The sequence below is a fragment of the Rhizobacter sp. P5_C2 genome, from assembly GCF_054049715.1.
The window spans coordinates 1-1,535 of sequence record NZ_JBFULV010000236.1; the positions used below are offsets into that span (position 1 = coordinate 1).

The 1,535-nt window shown below is 72.2% G+C and carries 1 protein-coding gene and 1 pseudogene; both read left to right on the plus strand.

Annotated features, from left to right (window positions below; all coding sequences use genetic code 11):
• Nucleotides 1-824, plus strand: an 824-nt coding sequence (locus tag ACXJLU_RS33290) for a TrbG/VirB9 family P-type conjugative transfer protein (RefSeq protein ID WP_457337999.1), incomplete at its 5' end; no start/stop codon positions are given.
• 1 nt (nucleotide 825) lies between these two features.
• A pseudogene (locus ACXJLU_RS33295) lies at nucleotides 826-1,535 on the plus strand (hypothetical protein); the annotation flags it as partial.

Consider the following 1,535-nt stretch of genomic DNA (forward strand, 5'->3'; position numbering starts at 1 on the left):
CGCCTGCACGCCGCGTGGCGGCGGCCACCCCGCGCATCCAGGCGCGCGCCGCCAACCAGGCGCGCCCCGGCGAGCCGGCGCTGAGCTGCCGCACGATCAACTGGCAGCGCGGCGACATCATCCGGCTGCAGGCCCAGCCCTTCAAGCAGATCCACGTCGCACTGCCCGAGGCCGGCATCGACGTGATCATGGGCGACAAGGAGCTGTGGGCGCTCGACTGGATCAACAGCCGCATCTTCATCAAGCCGACCAGCCGCTCGAGCGAAGGCCGTTCGACCACGATCTCGGCGATCGGCCAGAGCGGCAACGCCTACGAGTTCCTCGTCACGCGCGTGCCCGAGAACCTGGAGATCTCGCACTGCGTCTACATCCAGGCCGACCCGGGGCTGATCTCGCGCGGCGCCTGGGCGCGCGCCGGCGACCAGCGCAGCGACGGCTCGTATGCGCAGGACTCGCGGCAGGAAGTGACCGCGCTGCGCGAGCGCAATGCCGGGCTGGAGCGCCAGGCGCGCGATTCGATGAAGGCCTACCGCAAGAAGCTCAACAGCAACTACGGCTGGGAGACCGGGCTGTTCTCGCGCTGGACCGCCGGCGAGATCGAGTCGGTGTACGACGACGGCCGCTTCACCTACGTGCGCATGAAGGAAGGCGCGCAGGGCATCGCATCGATCATGGCCGAGCTCGACGGCAAGGCGGTGCTGCTCGACTACGCATACGACGAGCCAACGCGCACCTACCAGATCAGCGGCCTGTTCCCGAAGTTCACGCTGTACTCGGGCAAGCAGACGCTGAGCATCACCCGCAAGGGTGAACGGGAGTCCTGAGATGAGCCAGCCCACCCCTCACAACCCGCCGGCCGGCGCCGCGGCGCAGCCCTTCACCGACAGCCTGCCGCCGACCCAGCCGCCGGGCGGCGACGAGCAGGTCTCGCAGCACGGCAAGCGCGTGGTGATCGTCGGCGCGGTGCTCGGCGGCCTGATCGTCGGCGGCCTGCTGGTCGATTCTCTGCGCAGCCCGCCGAAGCCGATCGCCGCGGTGGCCGATACCGGCAAGCCGCCGCCGCAGGATCCGTTCGTCGACTTCGAGGCCAAGCAGCGCGTCGAGGCGGCGCGCCTGGAGACCGAGCGGCAGAAGAAGCTCGCGTTGGAGCGCGCCCGCGCCGAGGCGCAGCGCGAGGCACCGCCGCCGTCGGCCGCCGCACCCCGCTCGCCCGAGCAGGACCTGCGCGAGACCGCGCGCATGGAGGACCTGAAGCGCTCGCTCGCCGCGGTGAGCTCGCAGGAGATGCTGGTGTCGAACCCGCGTGCGCCGCGCGATCCCCGTGATCCCCGTGACCCGTCGCGCGATCCGAAGGACGCGCCGCGCCGCACGGGGTCGACGACAGGCAGCGGCGGCGTGCCGGCCACCGGCACCGCCGCGGCCGGCAGCGTGGCAGCCGCGGCGGTGGGCGCGGAGGCGCAGACCGGGCAATCGCAGTCGACCCTGACGCGGCTGCGCCAGGCGATCGACCGCGTGCGCGGCGGCACCGGCAGTGG